The 21652-nt window shown below is 58.4% G+C and carries 16 protein-coding genes and 2 CRISPR repeat arrays; of the genes, 10 read left to right on the forward strand and 6 right to left on the reverse strand.

All coding sequences use genetic code 11. The features are described 5' to 3' along the window. Window positions 1-972 precede the first annotated feature (972 nt). The 5 genes from E4M07_RS27740 (at window position 973) to E4M07_RS27760 (ending at window position 5362) form a co-directional block, all read left to right on the forward strand. The gene (locus tag E4M07_RS27740) at window positions 973-2169 is read left to right on the forward strand and encodes a site-specific integrase (protein WP_136661670.1); all 1197 of its coding nucleotides are present in this window, start codon (window positions 973-975) and stop codon (window positions 2167-2169) included. 28 nt (window positions 2170-2197) lie between these two features. Continuing rightward, window positions 2198-2551, forward strand: a complete 354-nt coding sequence (locus E4M07_RS27745; protein ID WP_136661671.1) for a type II toxin-antitoxin system RelE/ParE family toxin — start codon at window positions 2198-2200, stop codon at window positions 2549-2551. 3 nt (window positions 2552-2554) lie between these two features. After that, window positions 2555-2887 (forward strand): XRE family transcriptional regulator, encoded by a 333-nt coding sequence (locus E4M07_RS27750; protein ID WP_136661672.1) that lies wholly within the window; start codon window positions 2555-2557, stop codon window positions 2885-2887. Window positions 2888-3087: 200 nt separating this feature from the next. Further along, the gene (locus E4M07_RS27755; protein ID WP_136661673.1) at window positions 3088-3915 is read left to right on the forward strand and encodes a hypothetical protein; all 828 of its coding nucleotides are present in this window, start codon (window positions 3088-3090) and stop codon (window positions 3913-3915) included. A 403-nt stretch (window positions 3916-4318) separates the two neighbouring features. After that, window positions 4319-5362 (forward strand): GSU2403 family nucleotidyltransferase fold protein, encoded by a 1044-nt coding sequence (locus tag E4M07_RS27760; RefSeq protein WP_136661674.1) that lies wholly within the window; start codon window positions 4319-4321, stop codon window positions 5360-5362. Between the two features lie 62 nt (window positions 5363-5424). Continuing rightward, window positions 5425-7380: a CRISPR direct-repeat array (repeat unit 36 nt; unit sequence GCTGTAGCTGCTCTCCAAACCAGCATGTGCTACAGT). A gap of 2 nt (window positions 7381-7382) precedes the next feature. Then, window positions 7383-8538: a CRISPR direct-repeat array (repeat unit 36 nt; unit sequence GCTGTAGCTGCTCTCCAAACCAGCATGTGCTACAGT). Window positions 8539-8610: 72 nt separating this feature from the next. On the opposite strand, the gene cas2 is transcribed toward E4M07_RS27760, so the two are convergent. The 3 genes from cas2 to cas9 form a co-directional block, all read right to left on the reverse strand. After that, a complete protein-coding gene (gene cas2 / locus E4M07_RS27765; RefSeq protein ID WP_136661675.1) occupies window positions 8611-8916 on the reverse strand; it encodes a CRISPR-associated endonuclease Cas2 in 306 nt (101 codons plus the stop codon). Between the two features lie 79 nt (window positions 8917-8995). After that, window positions 8996-9916, reverse strand: a complete 921-nt coding sequence (gene cas1 / locus E4M07_RS27770) for a type II CRISPR-associated endonuclease Cas1 (protein ID WP_136661676.1) — start codon at window positions 9914-9916, stop codon at window positions 8996-8998. 2 nt (window positions 9917-9918) lie between these two features. After that, a complete protein-coding gene (cas9, locus tag E4M07_RS27775) occupies window positions 9919-13407 on the reverse strand; it encodes a type II CRISPR RNA-guided endonuclease Cas9 (protein WP_136661677.1) in 3489 nt (1162 codons plus the stop codon). A 571-nt stretch (window positions 13408-13978) separates the two neighbouring features. On the opposite strand from cas9, the gene E4M07_RS27780 reads away from it, so the two are divergent. From E4M07_RS27780 to mobF, 4 genes are read left to right on the forward strand one after another with little or no spacing between them, the layout of a single operon-like run. Beyond that, entirely contained in the window at window positions 13979-14248 is a 270-nt protein-coding gene (locus E4M07_RS27780) for a hypothetical protein (RefSeq protein ID WP_206057422.1), read from the forward strand. Then, window positions 14241-14561, forward strand: coding sequence for a hypothetical protein (locus E4M07_RS27785; protein ID WP_136661678.1), 321 nt, complete (start codon window positions 14241-14243; stop codon window positions 14559-14561). Before E4M07_RS27780 ends, E4M07_RS27785 begins: the two co-directional genes overlap by 8 nt. Continuing rightward, window positions 14558-16351, forward strand: a complete 1794-nt coding sequence (locus E4M07_RS27790) for a type IV secretion system DNA-binding domain-containing protein (protein WP_136661679.1) — start codon at window positions 14558-14560, stop codon at window positions 16349-16351. The genes E4M07_RS27785 and E4M07_RS27790 overlap by 4 nt, the downstream gene beginning before the upstream one ends. Window positions 16352-16353: 2 nt before the next feature. Continuing rightward, window positions 16354-17490: a MobF family relaxase gene (mobF, locus tag E4M07_RS27795; RefSeq protein ID WP_136661680.1), complete on the forward strand. Its 1137-nt coding sequence runs from the start codon at window positions 16354-16356 to the stop codon at window positions 17488-17490. A 348-nt stretch (window positions 17491-17838) separates the two neighbouring features. On the opposite strand, the gene E4M07_RS27800 is transcribed toward mobF, so the two are convergent. Continuing rightward, window positions 17839-18375, reverse strand: coding sequence for a hypothetical protein (locus E4M07_RS27800; protein ID WP_136661681.1), 537 nt, complete (start codon window positions 18373-18375; stop codon window positions 17839-17841). A 221-nt stretch (window positions 18376-18596) separates the two neighbouring features. Here E4M07_RS27800 and E4M07_RS27805 point away from each other — a divergent pair, with 221 nt between their 5' ends. Beyond that, window positions 18597-18989, forward strand: coding sequence for a hypothetical protein (locus tag E4M07_RS27805; RefSeq protein WP_136661682.1), 393 nt, complete (start codon window positions 18597-18599; stop codon window positions 18987-18989). A gap of 150 nt (window positions 18990-19139) precedes the next feature. Here E4M07_RS27805 and E4M07_RS27810 read toward each other — a convergent pair whose 3' ends face one another. Further along, window positions 19140-20045, reverse strand: a complete 906-nt coding sequence (locus E4M07_RS27810; protein ID WP_136661691.1) for a zincin-like metallopeptidase domain-containing protein — start codon at window positions 20043-20045, stop codon at window positions 19140-19142. Between the two features lie 425 nt (window positions 20046-20470). Next, a complete protein-coding gene (locus tag E4M07_RS27815) occupies window positions 20471-21109 on the reverse strand; it encodes a hypothetical protein (RefSeq protein ID WP_136661683.1) in 639 nt (212 codons plus the stop codon). Window positions 21110-21652 lie beyond the last annotated feature (543 nt).

Here is a 21652-nt window from a genome sequence, read left to right on the forward strand (position 1 = left end):
ACGGTCCGTCGTATCGCGGTCCGGGAGCATGAGGGCTCCCGGGCCGGCTCTGCCCTGGTCCGGCTGGCGCCGGGAGCCTCGCGTTGAACGGCGCCGGTTTCGTCCCGGCGCCGGCCGCGCATACCGCAATCCCGTTCAATACAGGCGTGCCGGCGGCTTGATCCACACCCGGTTCGGCCCGATGAAAACGATAGCCCTGTGCATTTGCGAACCGTGCCACAATAGGATTTGCGTTACGTGGATCGCAAGCAGCTCCGCTTGCCGCAGGGTCTTGCCCCGTTGGGTGCCCTGTGGCGGAAATCATCGGCACAGCCTGTGTGTCCAGTCAGCAGATGCATGATCCGTCGTATCGCGGTCCGGGAGCACGAGGGCTCCCGGACCTCCTTATTGGCGTTGCGGCCCGGTCGGGAATTTGCAATCCCGCAGCTTGGCCCGCAGCTTGGCCGTGAGGCTGGCGTTGCGCCGGCCCCGCCGCCAGGCAGTGTTTGCGGCGCGTACCGGGAGACCGTTTGTGCGTATTGAACATGTTGCCTTGATCCATCGCCTTGAGGACAGGCGCTTCCGTATGATCGTTGGGCGGGACAAACACCACACCGCGGCTGTGCATGGTTCCGCTTCGGAGGCAAGAAGTTTTGGTGTTGACTGTCTTTCAAGCAAAAGAACCGCTGTATGAACAATCACATAGGCCGCCTCGCGGCGGCCTATGTGATTGTTATATTTCGCATTCTATTGAGTTATAACGGAAGTGGTTGCGGGGGCAGGATTTGAACCTGCGACCTTCAGGTTATGAGTTGGTTTTTGACCTTCTTCGATCAAACCGCACTGAACCGCCGCAAACCCTCTCTAATACGCCACAGCTTCTTTTCTCCTGTTTTTTCATATGGTTACTTGATCTCGATCATTCGACTCACTATGTTGTCGTTCATCCGGCACTGATGCCGCCTGCTTACCTCCTGCTTACCCGGACGATCCATGCCCAAGCTCACAAAACCCCTCATCACCGCCCTCAATCCCACCGACCGCGAGGTCGTCCTCTGGGACGACAGCCTGCCCGGTTTCGGCGTCAGGGCCAAGCCCTCGGGTGCCAAGACCTTCATCGTCCAGTACCGCAACCAAAGCGGCCGCAGCCGGCGCCTGTCGGTCGGCAAGCTCGGCAAGGTCACCCTCGACCAGGCCCGCAAGCAGGCGGTCAGGCTGATGGGCCAGGTCGCCACCGGAGAGGACCCGGCCGAGGAGCGGCGCCGGCTCTTGAGGAGCGAGACCGTCGGGCAATTGGCCGATGTCTACATGAAGGAACACTGCGCCGGACGCTGTAAGCCGCGCACCATCGAAGCGCATAACTGGCTGCTCAAGAAGTTCATCAGGCCGAAGCTCGGCAAGCGCAAGCTGCTTGATCTCCGCCCCGCCGACATCGCCAGGATGCATGCCGATCTCCGCTCCACTCCCTATAACGCCAACCGGGCGCTCGGCCTGTTGCGGGCCATGCTCAACTGCGCCGAGCGCTGGGAGATGATCCCGCGCGGCAGCAACCCGGCCGCGGTGATCAAGCCCTATCCGGAGAAGAAGCGGGAGCGCTATCTGAGCGCGGAGGAACTGACGCGGCTTCTGGAGACCCTCGACACCGCCGAGGAAGACGGCATGATCGATATCTACGAGGCGGCGGCGGTCCGTCTCCTGATCTTTACCGGCTGCCGGCTGAACGAGATCACCACCCTCGAATGGGCCAACATCGACTTCGCCAAGTCCCGCATCGTTCTGGAGCGCCACAAGACCGACAAGCACGGCGCCAAGATCGTGCCCCTCAACGATTCCGCCCTTGAGGTGCTGAAGGCCTTGCCCCGCATCAAGGACAATCCGTATGTAATTGTCGGCCGCGAAGTGGGCACCCATCTCGTCAACCTGCAAAAGCCCTGGCGCCGGGTGCGCAAGGCGGCCGGTCTCGACGACGTGCGCCTGCACGACCTGCGCCACTCCTTCGCCAGCTTCGCCGTCGGCGCCGGCATTCCGCTGGCAGTCATCGGCGGACTGCTCGGCCACCGCAGCGTGCAGACCACCGCCCGTTATGCCCATCTGGCCGACGATCCCCTGAAGCAGGCCAGCGACATCGTCGGCAAGCTGCTGATCCAGCCCGACCGGCAGGCAAAGCCGGAAGCGGAGGCCAAGCATTGAATATTAATAACTTCAGGGTTATATTCTGATGGTCTGGATCGTTGGCTTCGCAGAACCGTTCAGCGGCGAGTTCGACGCCCTCTCGGAGGCGGTTCAGAACGAGTTGCTGTCGAATGCGCGATTGCTGGAGACCTATGGCCCGCAACTCGGTCGCCCATATGTGGATACGTTGAACGGATCGGCCCATGCCAACATGAAGGAGCTGAGGTTCAAAGCGGACAATGGGGTCTGGCGTGTCGCTTTCGCCTTTGACCCGGAGCGGAATGCGATCCTGCTGGTCGCGGGCGACAAGGCGGGAACGAACGAGAAACGGTTCTACAGGCGATTGATCGGCACAGCCGACAAGCGTTATGCGGAACATCTGAAACGAATGGGACATTAGGTCATGGTCGTTACACTGAAAGAGGTCCTGGACTCTCTGCCGCCCGAGCGGCGCGCGGAGATCGACCGCCGCTATGAAGAGCTGCTGAACGAAGTCGAGTCGCTGAAACAATTGCGGCGGCTGTCGAAGCTGTCGCAGGCACAGATCGCCAAAAAGCTGAAGATCAGCCAGCCTGCCGTTTCGAAAATCGAGAAGCAGACCGACATGTATCTTTCGACACTGCGCGGCTACGTCGAGGCCATGGGCGGAGAGCTCGACGTGGTGGTCCGCCTGCCTGACCGAGAGCCGGTGAAGGTGAAGTCGCTGGAGGACGTGGCCGGCCCCCAAAACACATGACCTGAGCCTCTGTCTCACCGCCCGGCATCCCCTACTTCATGGAGGCACCCGATACTGGAACCTTTTTGCTGAAGTCGCCTGAGGAGGACTGCCGCTGCCTCGCGCGACACCGGGAGAGTATGTCCAAAGCCCGAACAACCGCACCACATCCGAACAAACCGTCCACCGAATACCAACCCGAATGAAGAGGAGTGCACGTCATGCCAACCTACATTTCGCCCCTGGACCGGAACTTCATCTCGCTGAAGCGGGCCGCCTTGCTGATTGCCCGGGACCGGGCCGGCGTCGAGCCCGACGAGATCATGGACCTGTTCAAGCATGCGCTTTTCACCGGCGAGTTCGAATGCGAGGAAACCAATGTCGCAGCCGAGGTGCGCAGCGAGGTGCGGAACCTGCCGCTCATGCAGATCGAAACACCCCGTGTCTGGCGCCTGCTGCCACGTCTGGCGCCCGAATGCCAGCCACAGGAGTTTTTCGCCGTCAAGGCCGCGACCGTCGGCGAGATCCTGGTCGAACGCGAGGCGCTGCCCGGAAGGCTTGAGGACTGGTCACCCTTCACCGCCTTTCCACGCAGCCAGGAGGTGGTCGACGACTTTCATCACGCCCTGGCGCATACGCCCTATGACGTCTTTCCGGCCAGGGCTCATGCCATCCTCGGCGACATCCACCTGTCGCTGGTCAAGCTGCACACCTGGATGAGCTACAAGCGCTATGACCTGCCGGCGTTTCTTCAACAGGCGGACCTGACGCCGCTGCATCAGCAGGCACGGCCCGCACTCCGTCTCGTCCATTCCCGTACCGAGGATACGACCGGCAAGATGCAGCGCGGCCGACCGCGCAAGGCCGCATGGGCGCGTATCGAAGCGCTCGTGCGCGAACTTCACGCGGCCAACCCCGAAACGCCGCGCAGTGTGCTGGCCTTCGATGCGCACAAGATCGCGGCACAGGAATTCGACGAAAAGGATCTGCCGTCGCTGGAAACCATCCAGAGGAGGATGAAGACCATATTGTATGGGCCGCCCGCTTGACGAGTGGAAGCAGGCAAAGTGGGCAACGACGGTGCGAATCCCGTTGGACCCGATACCTGGCTGCTGTAGCTGCTCTCCAAACCAGCATGTGCTACAGTAACCTAAAACGTGAGTCGTCGGTGTTCTATGTTGGTGATGTGCTCCATACGATTTCATATTATCAACAATAACAACGATTTAGAGGCGCGCGCCAAACTTAAACACTCCCAAACACTTCCAAAACACTGACACAAAAAATTGCCTTTCAATTTTCGTATAGGAGCCACGGATACGAACCTGATCCTCGTACCGCTATAAGTGACGTTGAAGGATATATCTTCCAAACAGTAGATTCATTATACCCTATTGCAAAAACCAGGTATAACGACTATGTTGTACCCGGTTTGAAGAACCGGGTATACTCATGCAATCAATCAGCCTTGCCTTACAAACAACATTCGCTGAACTCATAGAGCGATGCCTTGATGCTAGCTTTGATCGGGATTTCGATGAGCAAGGCCAATTCGTAAAGGTTACATCAAAGGCACGGGAATATTGGTACTTTCAGAAATACCAGCATGGGGGACGTAACCGGCGTTATGTGGGTCCTGTTTCAGAGCCAGAAATCACCAGCCGTGTCAAAAAGTTCAAAGAGCTGAAAGCGGACTTTTCTGAGCGGAGGGAGATGGTTCGTGCCCTTGGCCAGATTCTACCGCGCCCTGACGGTACTACCGGCGCTGTGGTAGAAGCGCTCTGGAAAGCAGGTTTTTTTCGTTTGAGGGGCGTTCTTGTCGGTACCGTGGCGTTTCAAGCTTATGCCGGCTTGTTGGGGCTGAAACTGCCTTCCACATCAATTATGACTCAAGATGCCGACTTCGCTCAATTCAAAGCCATTTCGGATGCGGTGGGCGACACCATGCCGCCTATTTTGGATGTGCTGCAAGAGGTCGATGAGGGTTTCAAACCAGTTCCTGCTCTCGACCCTGCTTCGGTAACGGCATTTATCAACCAGGATCAGTATCGCGTCGAATTTCTCACCCCGAACAGAGGTAGCGATGAGCACCAAGGTAAGACTGCGGAGATGCCCGCGCTTGGCGGCGCTGGCGCAACACCGCTGCGTTATCTCGATTTTCTGATCAAAGACCCGGTGTGGTCGGTCGTCCTCTATAGAGGTGGTGTTGCTGTCCGTGTACCAGACCCTGCGCGATACGCAGTACACAAGATGATTGTCTCCACTCGCAGGCACAAAACCGCATTTGCGAAAGCGGACAAGGATATATTTCAAGCCGGAATCCTCATTGAGGCGCTTTCCAAACACCGGTCATTTGAACTTGGTGAAGCAATGAGCATCGCGGAGAGTTCTGGTCCTAAATGGAAGGCTGCTATCGAACAAGCTTCGACCGCGCTCAATGAAGAGACTTTGGTGCTGCTAGAAAAAGCACGCGAAGCGTTCCGCAAGAGTACATAGGTTACCGGACCGGACAACAATTATGTTGATCCGATCTCCACTTGATTTCTTAGGTGAATCTAGCTGTAGCTGCTCTCCAAACCAGCATGTGCTACAGTCGCGATAGCGCGCGTTGGCGGCATGCGCCTGCTGTAGCTGCTCTCCAAACCAGCATGTGCTACAGTTGCGTTACCGAACACCCGCGCGTCGCCGGATGTAGCTGCTCTCCAAACCAGCATGTGCTACAGTCTGTAGAATATTTCTTTCGCTCAAGATTGGCTGTAGCTGCTCTCCAAACCAGCATGTGCTACAGTGACCATAGGTCAGCGTGACCGAGTGGAAATGCTGTAGCTGCTCTCCAAACCAGCATGTGCTACAGTTTTTGTCGGCTTCGGTTGTTTCATGCTGTGGCTGTAGCTGCTCTCCAAACCAGCATGTGCTACAGTCCTCCCGATCGGAATGCCTCGCCCCCTTCATCGTGCACGAGCTGTAGCTGCTCTCCAAACCAGCATGTGCTACAGTCATATTGGCGATCTACTTAATGGTAAGGCTGCTGTAGCTGCTCTCCAAACCAGCATGTGCTACAGTTCAACAGGTAGGCGCCGTCTATCCACACGGCTGTAGCTGCTCTCCAAACCAGCATGTGCTACAGTAGCCGAAGCCGACAGGCTTCGTAATATGCTGCTGTAGCTGCTCTCCAAACCAGCATGTGCTACAGTATAATACCTGCGAAGGACCGGGGTAAAGCTGCTGTAGCTGCTCTCCAAACCAGCATGTGCTACAGTCAAGGCTGAAAGCGTGTGGGTACACAAGGCGCTGTAGCTGCTCTCCAAACCAGCATGTGCTACAGTAGGCTCGTGCTGCGTCTGATTTCCGCACTGGCTGTAGCTGCTCTCCAAACCAGCATGTGCTACAGTCCATGATGGTGTCAGAAGAGGAAGTGGAACGCTGTAGCTGCTCTCCAAACCAGCATGTGCTACAGTCACGAGCAGCATAGACGGCAGCCAAAACATGCTGTAGCTGCTCTCCAAACCAGCATGTGCTACAGTTCTTGGCTACTGTTGGGCTTGATCTGGTCAGCTGTAGCTGCTCTCCAAACCAGCATGTGCTACAGTCCTCCTCTGCGGCGGTCAGCTCGGGGATCCGCTGTAGCTGCTCTCCAAACCAGCATGTGCTACAGTCAGACTACGCGTATATCCCGCTTACACAGGGCTGTAGCTGCTCTCCAAACCAGCATGTGCTACAGTCATTCCGCCGAAGGCGTCGGCGTAGTGGGAGCTGTAGCTGCTCTCCAAACCAGCATGTGCTACAGTAGACCGGTGGTCTTGTAGTCCACCTGACCCGCTGTAGCTGCTCTCCAAACCAGCATGTGCTACAGTTGATCGCAGCGTTGTACGCACTGCCGATCCGCTGTAGCTGCTCTCCAAACCAGCATGTGCTACAGTGCCGATCGTGGGGATAGTCTGGCTGACGCTGCTGTAGCTGCTCTCCAAACCAGCATGTGCTACAGTCGAAAACCCAATGCGCTCGTCCATCTATCCGCTGTAGCTGCTCTCCAAACCAGCATGTGCTACAGTCCATTGAAGGCTCTCTTTATCCCACTGGAGCTGTAGCTGCTCTCCAAACCAGCATGTGCTACAGTATCTCAGAATATCGCGATAGCGAACGCTGTGCTGTAGCTGCTCTCCAAACCAGCATGTGCTACAGTATCCCGGCCGACACTGGACTCCTCGCTCTTGCTGTAGCTGCTCTCCAAACCAGCATGTGCTACAGTTTACATAATCGAGGAGATTGGTTTCTTTCTGCTGTAGCTGCTCTCCAAACCAGCATGTGCTACAGTTAACCGGATTCTCAACGCACACGTGGGGAATGCTGTAGCTGCTCTCCAAACCAGCATGTGCTACAGTTCTCGTTGTCCTACTGGACTTCTCGCTCTTGCTGTAGCTGCTCTCCAAACCAGCATGTGCTACAGTGGAACTCGACTTGACCGTTCAGTCCAGACGGCTGTAGCTGCTCTCCAAACCAGCATGTGCTACGGGGGGCTGTAGCTGCTCTCCAAACCAGCATGTGCTACAGTACAACTCTGGATTCCCTGTTGCAGGAGTCGGCTGTAGCTGCTCTCCAAACCAGCATGTGCTACAGTCAAGCACTCACAGACAGTGAGTTCCGAAACGCTGTAGCTGCTCTCCAAACCAGCATGTGCTACAGTAATCCGCACAGAAAGTACCGAAAAACCGACGCTGTAGCTGCTCTCCAAACCAGCATGTGCTACAGTTGATAAACCTTCTCCTCGCCGTCGCCCTGGCTGTAGCTGCTCTCCAAACCAGCATGTGCTACAGTCATCCAGGCCTTGCGCCCCCCTCGGGACCCGCTGTAGCTGCTCTCCAAACCAGCATGTGCTACAGTATTCTCAGGTCACGCCGGATCGCGCTTTCCGCTGTAGCTGCTCTCCAAACCAGCATGTGCTACAGTCGCCCAGAATCAAGCGGCAGCGCGGGAAGCGCTGTAGCTGCTCTCCAAACCAGCATGTGCTACAGTTTTTGATTGTGTCCCCAGCAGTGCGCCCCCGCTGTAGCTGCTCTCCAAACCAGCATGTGCTACAGTTCGCCATCGCCGCGGGTCCAATAGCCCTCAGCTGTAGCTGCTCTCCAAACCAGCATGTGCTACAGTCGAGATATCCGAAAAACGACCATGCCGGCTGCTGTAGCTGCTCTCCAAACCAGCATGTGCTACAGTAACGCAGTCCTGCAGGACGGGCACTCGAGAGCTGTAGCTGCTCTCCAAACCAGCATGTGCTACAGTTCCCGCGCCGGTCCATTTTGCCGACATACGGCTGTAGCTGCTCTCCAAACCAGCATGTGCTACAGTTGACGCAGCAAACCGGACGGCAGATAATGTGCTGTAGCTGCTCTCCAAACCAGCATGTGCTACAGTGGATCCGGATTGCTGGTGTACCGGCGAACTGCTGTAGCTGCTCTCCAAACCAGCATGTGCTACAGTTGCAGGACGGCGTCAGCACGTGCTGCGCCAGCTGTAGCTGCTCTCCAAACCAGCATGTGCTACAGTGTGCGACAGGAAACCTTCGTCCTCGCCGCGCTGTAGCTGCTCTCCAAACCAGCATGTGCTACAGTGGTACTCGTACATATCTACGGCACAACGATGCTGTAGCTGCTCTCCAAACCAGCATGTGCTACAGTAGATCCTGGCCAATCCATTGCATATCAATGGGTTGGCCAGGATTTTCAGTCCATGAATTCGCACACGGAACACTAAAGCAGTACCAACTGATTCGGTTTTTCTTCCGTTTTGGCACGAATTCGACCCTCAAAATTGCGCACCATCCCATATTGCTTGTCCGTAATAAATATCATGGAGACCTTGCCCATGGGTGGTACCAAAGTGCCGATCCTATCGGCAGCAGCCTCGGCTTGGGCTCGCGTAACATAATAGCGAGTATAAACCGACCACTGTTTCATCACGAACCCTTCATCCAACAGGCGTTGACGAAAGCGAGTGGCATCGCGCCGCTCCTTCGGATCGCCCACAGGCAAATCAAAACATATAACAAGCCACATGGCCCTGTATCCGGATACATTCTCTATCCACGCTCCCGTCCGACCGCGCAATTGGTGCCGAATCAGTCTACGTTCACGTCTAGTTATCAAAGTCGAGTGTTGCCTGCGCCAACAAGCTCCAGTCGAGCGGCCAAGCCAAGTTCTTCGCCTCACCGGTGCAAACTTCCGCCAGTGAAAGGGTCAGCATGAACATGACCCGCGAGACTGTGCTCGACCCGACTGTAGTCGCCATGACGCCATTGACAACTTGCGCCAATTCCCGCTTCGCCATCGCTGTCATCTCGCCGACCCAGTATTCCCGGTTCCTCCAAACCATATAATCCACGAGAGGCCGGAAAGGCTCCATCAGATCATCAGCCAATTGAAAGGCATTCAATCGGCTCCGATGATGTAGTCCCAATCCCGGTGCCAGACCGGCACCAACCACGGAGCGAGCCATTGCGGCGCGAACAACCGCATAGCCGTAATTGAGGTGCGCGTTTAACCCGTTGCCGGCGGGGTCGCGTCTGAAATCATCGCCCAGCAGCCGTTGCCAATAGAAACGCGCGGCACGGGCCTCGACGTTATTCGGGTCGCCGGACCTTACCGACTTCACGAGCTTCATAAGCCCCACGTGATCGGCATGCCCTGAAAGCTCGAGTGCCCGTGCCTGGGATGTGATTTTGGCCATTATCAATTGCCGCCAGAGTTGCTTGCGTTTAGGTAGAGACAAGGCGGCCTGCCCGCTCAGTCGCGCCGCCTGTTCAAAATTTCCCGAAACGGGCAAGGACAGGGCCACAGGCGCATGGTTGCGGCCACATAACACCAAAGGGATTCCAGCGTCGGCAAGTGCGGCGCCTAATGACAGGGTCAGCATTGCGCCATGGCCATGGACCAGAACACACTGAATATCGGATAGCGGCACCAGATCCAACTCCCTACCTTCGGCAGAAACCTTCAGGCTTCCCCTCGATAGAGAAAGAACCCGGTCCGCGCCGGAAATGTCAACGACACGCCACATTGTCAGTTGATGCTGGGGCTACGCCAGCGTACGCGGCCTGTTGGATCGCATAGGACCATTACCGGTGCGCGGTCGCAGAAAGCCCTAACGCTACTGATTCGGGCCCGTACTTGTGGCACCTCTTTAGGGGCACGCGACTCCTCAACGGGTAGGAATTCAAGATCAGGACTCCCCGTATATGAGAACGAAACCGTTCGAAATATGCAACGGGGCGACACAGGATTGTCCGGATTGACGGCCATTTCCACCAAGTCATCCTTTCGCAATGTAAACAATGCCCGTCCGCCTTCGCGTTGCCATCGTTCCTTGAATCCCCGTGTGTTGGCGTCGAGAGTCGAAACGACCTCCAGATCACGATCACCTTTGTTGTTTACGAAATATACCAGCCGGTCATTCCCTCCCTCCGGACAAGCGCGCTGCGGTTTCTTGTCATGTCGCACAGGGCCTTTCAGAATGCGTAGGGAGGTGATTTGAATCCGCGTGAAACGACGACGGCCGGTATCATCAACGTATTGCTTTATCGCCCATCTGGTCCGTGCGTTGTCTTTGCCTTTTTCCGTAGTCGCTTTCTCCAATTGCTCGGGCGGTGTTCCTTCCATCAATTCCAGGAGCTTCGCCTTCAGCTTGCCCAGGTCTCTGGCGAGATTGTCGCGCAGGGCAGACAAGGGGTCATTACCGCCCCACCAAATGGGCTCGCCTGTTCTCATCACCTCTTCGACAGCCTTGAGCGCTGTATCCGGCACGCCGAGTTGTTTGATCTTATCCGCGGTCAAATCCATGATCGCGACGTGATCGCGCGTAACATATTGATCATGCTTGCCGGGCACACGGCATATGACACCATAATTCGTTTCTTCGTGGAGACGGCCGCCGGGGTCATGGTCGGCCTTGGTCACGACCGCGGTGACAGGTGGCTTGTCCGTTGCGCCGGTATGTGTCCGATCTTTCAGGAAGGTTTCGACGTTTTCCCGAAACCCTTTTTGCCAGCATATCCCGGCGTTTTTGAAATCGGAATCCGCGTCGCGAATCTCGGCCAGAATCTCGATGGGGTTCTTGTTACCCGCATGCCGTGCCAAGGTTTGGAGCCGCAGTACATCACTCCGGGTTGTACAAGCAGCGACGATTGCATCCAGTAAGTGGTGACGATGGTCCCAGCGTATCTTATCGATACGCTTACGACGAGCCTTGAGCTCATCGAGGGTTTCACCTTCCTCGGGCCGTTTGACATCGGCGGCGTCAAGGCGGTTGTCTGCGATCATCATATCGCGGATAACGGATGCCAATCCCCATTGGCGACGGAGATCCGCAGTGATCCATCCATTCAGGCATATGACGCCGTTAATATCGGCGCATATACAACTCAGATACCGCGCCGCCATTTTGGCGACATAGCGGTTGTCGTTAAGGAATCTGGCACGGAAGGCGTCCTGGTCCTTGTAGCGGTCCATAGCGTTTTCCGCGAAGCGCCAGTAGACTCTTTTCCCGCGTTTCTGGGCGCGCCGAAGGATATGCGGATATTCCTGATCTTTATAACCGCTGCTAAAGGCTTCAAAAGGAGACCGCTTGGCTTTGAACTGGTTTGCTTCCTTAAACGCCAAAGCGAGATTTGCAATACCATCGTCGCGGGTAACGGCACGGGGAAGAATATGATCAACCTCCACCGAGCCGTCGAAGAGTTGCCCCTTACTGATGGGCTGTCCCGTATACAGACACTCTCCGCTTTGCATCTCATGCAGCTTCATGCGGACCAAGTCGCGGCGGGCCAATTTGCGCGTGTGGGCTTGTAACGTTTCTATATATTTTTCGTTTCTCTTACGGTTCTTATCAGCATTCTTTTCATCCTGTTCACGGGCCTCGGCGCTTTTGTTCATGTCGCGGCTGAGTTCGACGCAAATACGGGTGGGTTTGCCATAAAGGCTCAGATAGGCGTTGGCGGTCTTGCGTAACTGGTTGAGTCCCACATGAACGACCGGATTGGGAATGCGGCCAAAACGGGCTTCGCCAGATCCGTTTGGGTCGCCATTGCCTCCGATGCTCCATCCCTTCAGGATTTCACCATAGTATGGTAACCGGTCAAGACGAGGAGACGGTGGGTCCAAAGAGTCCAGTTCGGCGCTCTGTTCCGCCTCGTAATTGGAAATGACATCTGCTTGCAGCTTTGCCAGAAGCTTTCGTGTTGCTGTCTCGCCGGCGGCAGAATAGGTCGCGGGCACGCGAGCGTCGGAAAGTTTCCGGGCGGCCTCTTGGCTAAGGCCAAGCTTTCCCAGCTCTGCACGCAGCACGTCTTCATCATCCTCGGCACGGACAAGCCGAGCTACTTCTTCACGGCATTGCTCGTCGAAGCTTTTCCATTGCGCAAGAGCATCCGCCTTACGCATGGCCGCGGCCAGCGGGTGACCTAACAATTTGCCCGGTGTCTTTCGGCCTCGATCCGAAATGTCCAAGCTGGTTTTGTCGGCCAGGGCATCGGCTCCAAGGCCCAGCTCGCCACGGACCCTGGAGGCGTTCAGGTCAAAGCCATCGAGAAGCAGGGAGGCAAGGCGGTCCCGCTGCGCCAAATTCAGTGGCGTATCTCCCGCGGTGCGCGGTGAGATCAGGCGCAGGTTGTTGACCTCCTCGTAAATCCGCTTACGCTGGAACAGATCGCTGCCACGCGGCAATCGGGGCTCAATGTCGCCTTCGGCGTTTCGAATACCATAGCGACACTTGCCGATGACCGGCTCTTTCGGTGTCTCCTCCCAGAAGATGATTTCCTCAAGTTCCTCGCAGACCGTATTCTTCAGAACCGTCTTGTGATGAGGTTTCTGGGCTTTCAGCAAGGCGCACATTTCCTTGCGGACCATATCGCGAGTAAAGACCAGCATTCCGTCGCGGTCTTTTTTCAGCCGTGTTGTTCCTGTTTTACCGGCTCTGTGCATCAGCAATTGCGAAGGGTGTGCGCCGCCGTCAAGTTCGAGTTCAATGCCCAGCTTTTCAAGATCCTGGCTGGTTTCGTTGGCAGTGTAGGCTATGGATTGACGTTCTTTGGCGTCCTTCTTTTGCTGCCCGGCATCGGGTTGCGTGGTGTCCTTAAGGCCTCGAGTCAGGCGCCGGCCACGATTCTTGGCGATGTGTAAAATGGCGCGGGCCAAATCGCCAGCGGTCAGCGGCTCGGATAGGCCATGCGCCCGTAGGCGGACACGGGAGTTATTGTCTCTTTGTTCTCCGTCCTCATTTTGACCATCTTTAAGGTCTGGCAGTTCAGTGTCAAAATTAGAGGCAAGTTTGAAAAGGCATGCGAGTTTTGAACGAACTGCCCTGATTCTCTTGCTGCGCCGCTGATTCTGCGTTCGCATGGATTTGTAGCGCGTTCGCTCTGCCGCTCCTGTTGGGGTAGGATAGACAAGGGCGACTCCGTCAAGCAGCGCTTGGGGCTGATTCTCCGTATCTAACTCGATCACCGCGAAGCCGAGGCTGCTCACCCCAACATCAATGCCCCATCCGATTTTCATACGAAGTCCTCAAAACAGCACAGAAATCCGTGTTTCACTTTCCCCAAGAATATTGACGTCAACTCAAAATTTGAGCATGATTACCATGCTCGTTTGGAGAGCAGCTACAGTAAGGCAATCCTGTAACAGGATTGCCAGACAAATACGGGAGAGAGGCAATGCCTCTCTCCCTTTTTCATTCTAATGTTGTGATCTCAAACTTTTGTCTGCCAGACAAATTGCTGTAAGCCTGACTGTGGGCATTGAATGAGATTCTCTCGCCATCAGCAAGTTCATCATCGGCCGTCAAGTTCGGTCAGTTTAGTGCGATGAAGGCCCAGCGATTTTCCCGAGTCTAAGACGATTCGCCCGCCTTCGGCCGGCGTAAATCAAACCGAGCGGTTTTCGCGAAAAGATTCCCCCGGCACCCGCCGCCCTCTGTCGAGGGACGAAAAAGCCGGAGTGACAAGCGATCGGCTGGAATGAGATGGAACCGTCCGGCGGTTGTGCCTTTTTGACGAAATCATTTGCCTATTACGCCGCCCGTTGCTTGCCTATGTGATCTCCGCCCAACCACAGCGGAGATTTTTTTATGCAAGACCCTGTCATCAATCTACCGTCGCTGAGCGACATCCTGAAAGACAATCCCGGCTGGCTCGACGAGGCCATCACCACCGAGGCGGCCGGCCGCATCATCGGCTTTCCCGTCTGCACCCTCAACACCTGGCGCTCGCGCGGCGACGGCCCGCCCTTCCTGAAGCTGGGCCGTCATTCGGTCCGCTACCAGCGCCGCGCTCTCTTCCAATGGCTGGCCGCGCGGCAAAGACGCAACACGGCCGATCGGGGAAGAGACAATGACTGAGCCGACGAAACCTGTATCCATCCGCCTCAGGCAGGCCGAGATCGAACAGCTTCAGGTTCGCGCCCACAAGCTACAGGCCAGCGTCACCGGCATTGCCCGCGAGTTGATTCGCACAGGCCTCGAAGGCGGCGACAACAGGGCGCTCGCCGACCGGCTCAGGCAGATCGAACGGCGGCTCGTCGCCCTGGAGCAGCAGGCCCGGGAGACAGGCGCTACATTGCAATCGACCGACAAGGCCGCGCGCGACCTGCTCGCCATGTTCGATGCGCTGTTGAAAGCCCTTACAGGCGATAACAACGGGAGGACCCCATGACCCGGACCCTGAAGCTTTGTCTTTTCACCCTCGCCTTGTGCGGCTTCGCAACGACCGCAGGCGCCTGGCATCTGGGCTTCGACCTCTGGCCGCCCCATGCCACCTTGGAGAACGGCAGCCGCGTTCCGTTTCGTGCCACGGAGGTGCAGGCCTGTTTCAAGTCGCGCCTCCTGGGCCTCTTCGGTGATCGACCCGCAGCGGCCCACTGGAATAACTGCCACTATCAACTGGCGGCCTATCGGGCCCTTACCGCCTTCGAGGCGCGTTCGCTGGCAGTGGCGGCCGGCAGCCTTGTCGGCCTTGCAGCACTGTTCGGCTTCGCCATTGTGGTACGTCTGGAAAAACCGCCGGCACGGGTTCTGCGCGGCCCTCGCCTGCTCACCGGCTCGGCCGGGCGCAAGGCCTTCGCCGCCGCCTGCAAGCGCGAATGCAAGGTTCATGGGCGCGGTCTTGTGTTTCTGCCGCCCCACGCCCTGGGGCGCGACCGCGAGACCCGGCATGCGCTCATCCTGGGCAGTGTCGGCGGCGGCAAGACCCAGAGCATGCTGCATCTGATCCTGGGGGCGATTTCCCGCGGCGACGGCGTCCTGGTGCTCGATACCAAGGGCGACATGATGGCGGGCCTGCCCGGTAACCCGCTGTTGGTCGCCCCCCATGACCGTCGATCGCTGGTCTGGGACGTGGCCGCCGACTGCCGGGTCAAGCAGGACGCCCGCGAGCTTGCCGCCCGCTTCATTCCCTCAAGCGCCGATCCCATGTGGTCGCAGGCCGCCCGGGAAATCTTCGTCGCCTGCCTGGTGTACCTCCAGGCCACCAAAGGCACGGACTGGGGCTGGGCCGATCTCGCCGCCGAAGTCACATCCGATGCCGGCCGGCTCACCGAGCACGCCAGGGCCCACAATCCCGGTGCCCTGCGCCTGCTCGATCAGCCCGACAGCAAGACCACCCACAGCATCCTCACCACCTTTCAGACCCACATGAACATCGTCTCGATCCTCGCCGAGGCCTGGCCCGACAGCACGGTGGCCCGTTTCTCGATCCGCGACTGGCTGCACGACCCGGCGCCCCGTCAGCCGCTGATCCTGCAGCAGGACCCCGGCTACCCGGAGCTCTCGCGCATCTGGATCGGCAGCATGCTGAGCCTGCTCGCCTCCGCCGTCGGCAGCCCGACGCTTGCCGAAAGCCACACACGGCGTCTGTGGCTGTTCCTCGACGAGTTCCCGCAACTGCCGGCCATCCGCCACTTCCCCACCTTCCTGGAGCTCGGCCGCTCCAAGGGCGTCTCGGTCGTCATCGGCGCCCAGGACATGGCCCAGATCCGCAGCACCTACGGCCCCGACCAGGCCCGTTCCTGGCTCGGCATGATCGGCACCAAGATCATCACCCGCATCAACGCCGGCGAGGCTGCCGAGGACATCAGCCGAATGATCGGCAACCAGGAGATCGAACGCTCGCTCAAAAGCACCACCCGCGCCGCCGGCCGCGACAGCGTCACCTACAGCACGGCCCGCGAGACCCGGCCCGCCGTCACCGCCGCCGAGATCGCCTCCCGCCTCGGCCCGGCCAGGGCCGGGGTGCGCGTGCTCTTCATCGGCCTGGAGGATGCCGTCTATGAACTGGAGCTGCCCTATATCACCCTGCCGGCCTTCCGGGAACCGATCATCCCGGCCGACTGGACCCGCATGGATCCCGTATCCGGCAACCACGGCCCCGACAGCAAGACACCGCCCGAACCGCGGGGGCTTCTCACCAGCGGTCTGGCCGAGCGCATCCGCCGGACCCGGCACTGACCATGGTCGCCTCGATCTCAGCCCGCGGCAGCGCCAGGGCGGCGCTGGCCTATTACGGCCATTTGCAGCAGGACGGCTACTATACCGCCGAGAGCGAAGCACCTGGCCGCTGGGCCGGCCGGGGTGCTGAGCGGCTGAGCCTCGAAGGACCGGTAACGCGCTCCGAGTTCGAGGCTGCCCTTGAGGGCCTCGATCCCAAGACCGGCGAGCGCCTGGCGGCCGGCGGCGGCCGAGCCCACAGCCATGCCGCCGGCTGGGACATGACCTTCAGCGCCCCTAAATCGGTCTCCGTGCTCTGGGCTCTCTCGGATGGACCCGAGCGGGCCGCCATCGAAGAGGCCCATCGACGGGCAGTGCTCACCGCCACCGGACATCTGGAACAGACCGCCGCCTGGGCTCGGCGCGGCAAGGGCGGCGCCTTGCGTGAGCGCACCGCCGGTCTGTTGATGGCCCAGTTCGACCATCACACCAGCCGTGAGCTCGATCCGCAGCTCCACACTCACAGCTTCGTCTTCAACCTCGCCCCGCGCCGGGACGGCACTTGGGGCGCCATCGTCAGCCGCGATCTCTACAAGGCCCAGAAGCAGGCTGGCGCCGTCTATCGCCGCGAACTCGCAGCCGGACTGGAACGCCTCGGCCATCGCCTGGAGCGTCAGGCACACGGTTTCCGCATCGCCGCCGTTCCTCGCCGCATCGAGCGCGCCTTCTCCAAGCGCCGCCAGGTGATCGAGGAGGCAGCCCGGACCCACGGCTACGACACGGCCAAGGGCATGGAGTTGGCGACCCTGCGCACTCGCCGCGCCAAGCAGGACAGCAAGCTCAATGATCTCTACAGAACCTGGCAGGCCGAAGCCAAGGCGCTGGGCTTCGATCTCCGACAGGCGCAGCGAGAGTCAAGTCGGGAGTCGGTTTCTGTCCCGGAACGAAACGCTGTCCGGCCAACGCATGTGACAGGTAACATGAAGACTGTCTCCCGAACCGGCGTGGCACCCTCCCCCGGTCATGCAGCCATTCGCCAGAATGCCACCCGCATCGGCCGACAACTCGGCCAGGCTCTGCAGGCCCTCAAGCAGTCCTCCGGCATGCCCGGCCTCAAGCCCAGGCTGCGGCAAAAAGATCGCGACCACGAACGGGAGTGAGCCCTTGAAGGGCAGGTCTTCTTGCATCCCTGATGTGGGGTCGAAAAGCGCATCACTCAGCCGTATACATGATTACGCCGTCTAAGCCTCTGAACCGGCTTGAGAATCCGGGATCCCGCGTCGTTCCCGTAAGCGCTCGGCCCCTTCGGTGTAAACGCCTTACTGGAGAAGAATTGAGCGGAAAACCAATGGAATAGCTCCGGCGGGCCGGCCTGTTGTCAGCACCAGGGGTGCATGGGGTGTGATGATTACACTTCCGCTCAATTCTTCCCTGTTGCTTCTTTTTTGCTTTGAAAGAACCGCTCCGCTGGGTTCCAAAGAGGCCGGCGACCCCTGTGATAAAGACCCCTAAATGACCCGTAATCCCGACCGCAAGGCCCGCAAAACCCGCTCTTGGCGAAGGCGAAAACGGATGGCTTCGGGTGGTTTCTCGGACGGCGCCTGTGTCGATGGGAGCGTGGCCGTGACGCCAAATGGCCGGGCCGAAAAGCGCTTGCCGGCGACCATGTCGGCAATTCGAATGCGACCGGGCCGGACCCTGAAATCATCGTCACGGTCGCTTATTGCAACGCTCACAGCCATTGAAAATGATCGAATTAAGCCATTCGAAAAGACCGAAATGCATGCGTCAAATACGTCCGACTGATGAAAGGTGGAGGCGTTCAAACAAGTGGAGAATGACCGTTTCTTGCGGGTGAAAGACACCGGTTCTTGCAAGATTCTTGCCGCGTTCTTGACTGCAAACAGCTTTCGAAATCGCCGGTTCCAGTGGCGATCTTGCGCAAAAATACCGGCCGTTCCACCATCAAATCTCGGTTCGCTCTTACCGGCTTTTCGATCTCCTAGCTTCCAAATCAGTGGCGAATTGAACGTGATCGGCGACATTCGACCGGCCAAAATCGTTGCCGGATAGCCATCGTTCCGTGACGGAATATCGTGCGGTCCGGATGCGAAAATTGCGTCGAAGGATCGCCTCATGCCGTGCGAATAGCCGGCTTCAAAAGTGCGAACCTACACAAGACCGGCGCTGCTGGTGCTTCCGCCGGAGGGATGGACAGTCACCCGGCCTTGCCTGCGATGAGGGTTTCGAGCAAGGTGGATAAGGCATGGCAAAGCGAGGATTTATCAGGCAGCGAGGGTTTTGGCCGCTGGCACTTTTGTGGCTGCCCGCCGGGGTGGCTGTGACCGCCGCCTTGCGCTTCGCGTCGCGGACGGAGGCCTCGCCGGAGCCCGACTTGGGACTGGCGATGGTGCTTGTGTCGGTGGGATCGCTGGTGCCGGTCGCCCTTTGCGGCCTGCCGCTGGCGCTCGGGTGCCGGCAGCTTTGGCGCCTTGGTTACACGCGGGCCGCGTGGATTACAGGCCTTGGGCTCGGCGGCATCACGGTTGCGGCAACGCTGGTGGCGGGGCTTCTCGGCCCGATTGCCATTGCCCTTTACGCGACCGGGCTTAGCCTTCCGGTCTGGGTTGCCTGGTGGTGGCTTGCCGGGCGGCGTTAAGCCGTATCCGGCATGGCGAGCGGCCATTCTCTCATGACGATGGACAGGCTCGAAAGAGCCCGTCAATCCTACCGGCGAAGGGGTCGCGCGCATCGGGAGGTGCGCGCGAAATTTCAGCCTGCTGTCGGATTCGGATAAAATGGGGCCGCCTTAGGCGGCGGCCCTGTCTTCATCGTCTTGCGCCGACTGCAAGCCATGCAGGAAGTCAGCGGCCTTCTGGGCATGGCTTGCGGCAGTGAAAATCGCTCGCTTGTCGTTCTTGAGAACCTTCAACCACGAACTGATATAGGCCGCATGATCCTCGCGAACCTCCGGGGTAATCCCGAGATCGGCAGCGAGAAAGGCGGAACCCAGCTCCGCGACCAGTTCCTCCATCGCGTAGCCTTCATCGCCCCAGCGCTTGCGCCCGAAGTCACGGTCCAGTCGTGATGGGTGGCGCGTCCAGTGGGTGCATTCATGTGCAAGCGTGGCGTAGTAGCTTTCAGCGTCCTTAAAGCTGACGAAGGGCGGCATCTGTACATAATCAGTGCCGACGGCATAGTAGGCCTGATTGCCGCCATGCCGGATATCCGCGTCGGTCGCGGCAAAGAACTGCTCCACATGCCCCATGCGCTGCACCGGGTCAAGCTGCGGCTCGGCCACGGCATGGAACCGTGCCGGGAGCCCATCTATCTGTTCAACGTTGAACACGGAATAACCCTTCATGAAGGGGATTTCCCGCTCCTCGTCCTCGCCGGTTTCCGCATCGGTTTCGGTGCAAGTAATGGTGTTGGCATAGACGACAAGCGAGCCCTTTTCGCCATTGCGGACATGCCCGCCAAGCTCTTTGGCCTGCCGAAAGGTCATCCAGATCGGCGCGGCAAAGCCCTGCGCCACGGCTGACGACCACAGCATCACGACGTTGATTCCGGCATAGGGAATGCCGTTGTGCCGCAGGGGCCGGGTAATCCTGCCTGCGGCATGTTCCGCGTCCCAGGGCTTCATCCATGGCCTGACGCCTTGCTCCAAAGCTTCCACAATCTGATCGGTGATGCGGCTATAAACATCTGCACTCATTGTGTTCCTCCGAATGATTATTCGCGTTTGCGCAGCGCGCTGCTGCTGCAAACGGACTAGCCACGCGGCAATGAGCGGGGGATGCGCCGTCACAGGCCGTTCGTCGCGGAGGGGAATCACCCGGCCTGCACGGAACGAAGTGCAGGAAGGTCGGGGATACCGCGCCGAACGCCCGAAGCGCAGCAAAGGGCTTGACCTTGACGGACAGGGGGCCGCAGGCCCCAGAAACAACAAACAAGAAAACAAAACCGCGGCCAACAGGCCGCTCTATCGGAGCGGCGCAGCCGCTCTCATATGCAAGGGATGAAAAGCCGAACGGCCGAGACCCGGCGCAGCCGGGACGCAGTTCACGACAGCCCGATCCGGCCCGGCCGGATGCTCCCTCAATGGTGGGCTGGACTTAGCGGGTGAAACAGAACTGGTCGCTAGATCGGTCTGGCCCTGTCATGACTGTGCCGAAAAACCTCGATGAGACAGACGTAATGCGCTGTTTCCTTGCCGGAAAAGCTGGCTGCTGCTTTCACAGTCCTGCGAACGCGAAAATGGCCGCCGCAATTCGGTATATCATGTACCCCGAGGATGGATTTCCCGTCTTTGACAAATCGGGGATGCGCCCTGCTTTCTGAAACAACGAACAGAAAAGTGCGAGCGTTGTTATTCGATGCTCTCTGATAGCTATGCAACCTGACTAAGTCGGTGTTGATTTCCCTGTCGGTCGCAGAGGCCCGCTTGACCTCGATCACAAATCTGACATGCGGAGCGACATTACCGTCTCTGCCAACGGGCTTTGCGTCGTCATCGCAAATCACCAGATCGGCCCGCGACTGGCCTGTGACACCATCAATCTGTGTGCCAAGGGGCACAAGATTTCGATACATACACTCGGGTAACAGGATCAGACCGGACGGCAGGTTTGCCTGCATCAAGTTACAGGCCTCCGCAACGAGCGCGCCCTCGGTCAGAGGATATGCGTTGAAGAGTGAATGGCGATGACCAATCCAGAACGCCAGCCCTTGCAAAGCGTGCTCTAACCATTTCTGCCGTTCGGGAAGTGTTTCACCCATATCGTATCAGTCGTTGTTGTGTTGAACCTGATGGCAAACCACCCCTATCAAGCTTCGATATCGATCTCTCGATCGAGCACGGCGCTCTCAACGTAAGATCCGAGCGAGGCCCGCATCTCGTTTTAGAGGTTTTCGGTGGCCGTGCTGTCGCGAAGCGACAGGACGAGAGCAACTTCGGGCGGCTCGACTTCATCGTTTCGTCGTAGCCCGTACTGATACAGATCACGTGCGAAGACACGTGCAAGCCCATGCGAAAGACGAACAATTATTCTTTTTCGGAACTGACCCGGCCCTTTAGTCCGGGCTACCCCGATTGAGAAGTCTGTTCACGTTTGTTTCTTCAATTTGGGTTGCTGTCAAGGCCTGCCGAGCAGTGGCGGATGTCGTTGATAGGCTCTCTGAGGCTGTGCCTTGTGGATCGGATTTCTGTCCCATCTTCGCTCTCATGGATTACGATGAGCCAAAATCCTCCTCTATGCCTCCTAACAATCTGTTCTACAGGCGCTGACGTCAGACAGGAGCATGCAGACCTTCTGCGGTAAG

It is taken from the genome of Nitratireductor sp. XY-223, from assembly GCF_004959855.1.
Classification (GTDB): domain Bacteria; phylum Pseudomonadota; class Alphaproteobacteria; order Rhizobiales; family Rhizobiaceae; genus Hoeflea_A.